At 64.3% G+C, this 3,276-nt stretch carries 3 protein-coding genes; all 3 read right to left on the bottom strand.

The features are described from left to right. Positions 1-665: peptidase U32 family protein (locus QZ213_RS26420; RefSeq protein WP_291689001.1), on the bottom strand; the 665-nt coding region annotated here is incomplete at its 3' end. Continuing rightward, entirely contained in the window at positions 662-1,183 is a 522-nt protein-coding gene (locus tag QZ213_RS26415; RefSeq protein WP_291689000.1) for an SCP2 sterol-binding domain-containing protein, read from the bottom strand. The genes QZ213_RS26415 and QZ213_RS26420, both read right to left, overlap by 4 nt. Positions 1,184-1,305: 122 nt before the next feature. Beyond that, positions 1,306-3,276, bottom strand: a 1,971-nt coding sequence (gene flhA / locus QZ213_RS26410) for a flagellar biosynthesis protein FlhA (protein ID WP_291688999.1), incomplete at its 5' end; no start/stop codon positions are given.

Below are 3,276 nucleotides of genomic sequence, written 5' to 3'. Positions count from 1 at the left end.
AGGCGGGTTGTCAGCGTGCCGTCGGCTTCCTCTTCATAATGGACATCGGCGGCCGGCGAACACACGCCGTCCATATTGGTCGAAATGCCCGTGACATAATTGGTCAGGCTGCAGCGGCCTTCCGCCATCATGCCGATATTGCCGAACACGAAGGCCTCGATCTCGCAGGGTATCTGGCGGTGGACGTCGGCGATCTCGGCAACGGTCAGGATGCGCGGCAGCACCACGCGCCTGATGTTGAACTCCTCGCAATGGAAGCGGATCGCTTCCGGAGAGGAAGCGCCGGCCTGTACCGACAGATGCAGCCGCAGCTGCGGATATTCACGTGCGGCAAAGGCCGCGACCCCCATGTCGGCGACGATGATGGCGTCCACCCCGACCGAGGCGGCGAGCCCGACGGCATCTTTCCAGAGCTGGAACTGGCCCGCGGGCGGAAAAGTATTGACCGCCAGCAGCACCTTGCTGCCCCGCGCATGGGCGTAGTCGACCGACTTCTTGAGCTCGTCCGGCGAAAAATTCAGTCCGGGAAAGTTGCGCGCATTGGTGGCGTTCTGCAGGCCGCAATAGACGGTGTCGGCGCCGGCATCGACCGCGGTGCGCAGGCTGGCCGGCGTTCCGGCCGGGCAGACCAGTTCGACGCGCCGGGGCGCTGCATCATCCATCATGATTTTTCTCCCTGCCGCGATAACGTGCGCAGATGTGAGACCGTCATCGTCGCGATCGGCGCCAGCGGACCGAACGCCCTGGTGATGCTTTCCACCACCCCGCCGTCGACGTCGTCGAGCGCATTGCGCAGCGCGACCACGGCTTCGGTGTCGCCGGTGACGCGAAGCCGGCGCGAGAAGAACAGCGCGTCGCCGTCGAGCGAGCCGTCGATCAGGTCGAACAAATTGAGGAATGTGCCCGCGATGCGCGCGTGGGAAGGGGGCGCATCATTTCGCCGCCAGGCGCTGAGCGAGGGCGCCTCGGGTCTCGGTTTCAACACCAGCACGAACGGAAGATCGGTTGGGTCGATGATGAAGGATTTTTGCGCGTGCGGCCCGAGCCGCAGGAAAACATCGGGCTGGCGTTTGGCAACCTGCGTGCCGATGAGACTGAGAACGGGTTGCAGAAGCGGCAGAGGCAGGAAGCGAAGAAACGGAAGGGGCGAGGGACGATCCGATGCGGCTGATGAAGCGAACATGCGATCTCAGTAGCGCCGCCACCCTTCGGCAGCAACAGCGTCACGCGCAGTCTTGAACGATTCTTGAAAAGATTCTTATGCGCATGATACGCAATTTCAATCGCGCGAGATCGGTGCGAAGATCAGACGCTGCCGACCGTCTTCAGCCGCGCTCTGGGGTGAATTTCCGCCTGCGACAGCACCGTGGTTTGCGAGCGGAAGCGCTCCACCAGCGAACGCACGAACGGGCGGATCGCCGCCGACGTCACCAGCACCGGCGCTTCGCCTTCGCGCGCGGCCTGTTCGAAGCGGTCGCGCACCACGGTCATGAACTCGGACAGTTTGGATGGCTGCATCGCGAGGCTGCGGTCATCGCCGGTGCCGACCAGCGACTCGGCAAAGGCCTGCTCCCATTTTGCCGACAATGCGATCAGCGGCAAATAGCCGTTCTGGGAAGTGTTCTGCGCGCAGATCTGCCGCGCCAGCCGGGCGCGAACGTGTTCGACCATGGTCGCGGGGTTGCGCGAGAACGCCAGCGCGTCGGCGATGCCCTCGAGAATGGTCGAGAGATCGCGGATCGAGATGCGCTCGGCGAGCAGGAGTTGCAGCACGCGCTGGATGCCGGAGATCGTGACCTGGCTCGGCACGATGTCCTTGATCAATTCGCCCTGTTCCTTCGGCAGGTCCTTGAGCAGCTTCTGCACTTCGCCATAGGACAACAGGTCCGACATGTTGTTCTTGAGCAGTTCCGTCAGATGGGTCGAGAGCACGGTGGCGGCGTCGACCACGGTGTAGCCCTTCAGCGAGGCTTCCTCTTTCAAGGCGGCGTCGACCCAGGTCGCCGGCAGCCCGAAGGTCGGCTCGATGGTGTGAATGCCGGGCACGCTGACCTGGTTGCCGGCGGGGTCCATGACCATGAACTGGTTCGGCCAGATCTTGCCGGAGCCGGCGTCCACTTCCTTGATCTTGATGATGTAGGTGTTGGCCTCGAGCTGCACATTGTCGAGGATGCGCACCGCCGGCATGACAAAACCCATCTCGATCGCGAGGGATCGGCGCAGCGCCTTGATCTGCTCGGTGAGGCGGTCGGTGCCGTCGGGGCCGTTGACCAGCGGCAGCAGCGCATAGCCCAGCTCGATCTTGAGATCGTCGATCTTCAGCGCGGTCGAGATCGGCTCGTCGGCGGCGTTCGCCGCCGCAGCCGCTGCGGCCGGAGCTGCCGCCGCGGCGGCATCGGCCACCTTGGTGGCGGTCTTGCGCTTGTTTGCGTTCCACGCCAGCGCCGCCGCGCCGCCGCCCAGCGCGAGGAAGGGAAGCATCGGAATGCCCGGCAGCGTTGCCAGCACCAGCATCACGCCGGCCGACATGCCCAGCGCCTGCGGATAGCCGGAGAGCTGCTTCATCAGCGCCTTGTCGGCGGCGCCGCTGACGCCCGCTTTCGAAACCAGCAAGCCCGCCGCGGTGGAGACGATCAGCGCCGGGATTTGCGTGACCAGGCCGTCGCCGACGGTCAACAGCGTGTAGCTGTGCGCGGCCTCGGCGAAAGAAAGGCCCTGCTGGGCGACGCCGATGATGATGCCGCCGATGACGTTGATGAAGACGACCAGAAGCCCCGCGACCGCGTCGCCGCGTACGAACTTCGAGGCACCGTCCATCGCGCCGAAGAAGCCGCTTTCGTCTTCCAGCGCCTTGCGCCGCTCTTTTGCAACTTTCTCGTCGATCAGGCCGGCGGAGAGATCGGCGTCGATCGCCATCTGCTTGCCGGGCATGGCGTCGAGGTGGAAGCGCGCGGCGACTTCGGCGATGCGCCCCGAACCCTTGGTGATGACGACGAAGTTCACGATTACGAGAATCGCGAAGACGATAATTCCGATCACGAAATTGCCGCCCATCACGAAATTGCCGAAGGCCTCGATGACGTGGCCGGCGGCCGCAGTGCCCTCATGGCCCTTCGACAGGATCAGCCGGGTGGAGGCCAGGTTGAGCGACAGCCGCAGCATGGTCGAGATCAGCAGGATGGTCGGGAACGAGGAGAATTCCAGCGGCGCCTGGATGAACAGCGAGGTCATCAGGATCAGGATCGACAGCGTGATCGAGATCGCGAGGAAGAGATC

It is taken from the genome of Bradyrhizobium sp. (assembly GCF_017881085.1).
Taxonomy (GTDB): domain Bacteria; phylum Pseudomonadota; class Alphaproteobacteria; order Rhizobiales; family Xanthobacteraceae; genus Bradyrhizobium.
Note: the sequence above shows the minus strand (reverse complement) of the source record. Positions and strands in the feature narration are given on the sequence as shown.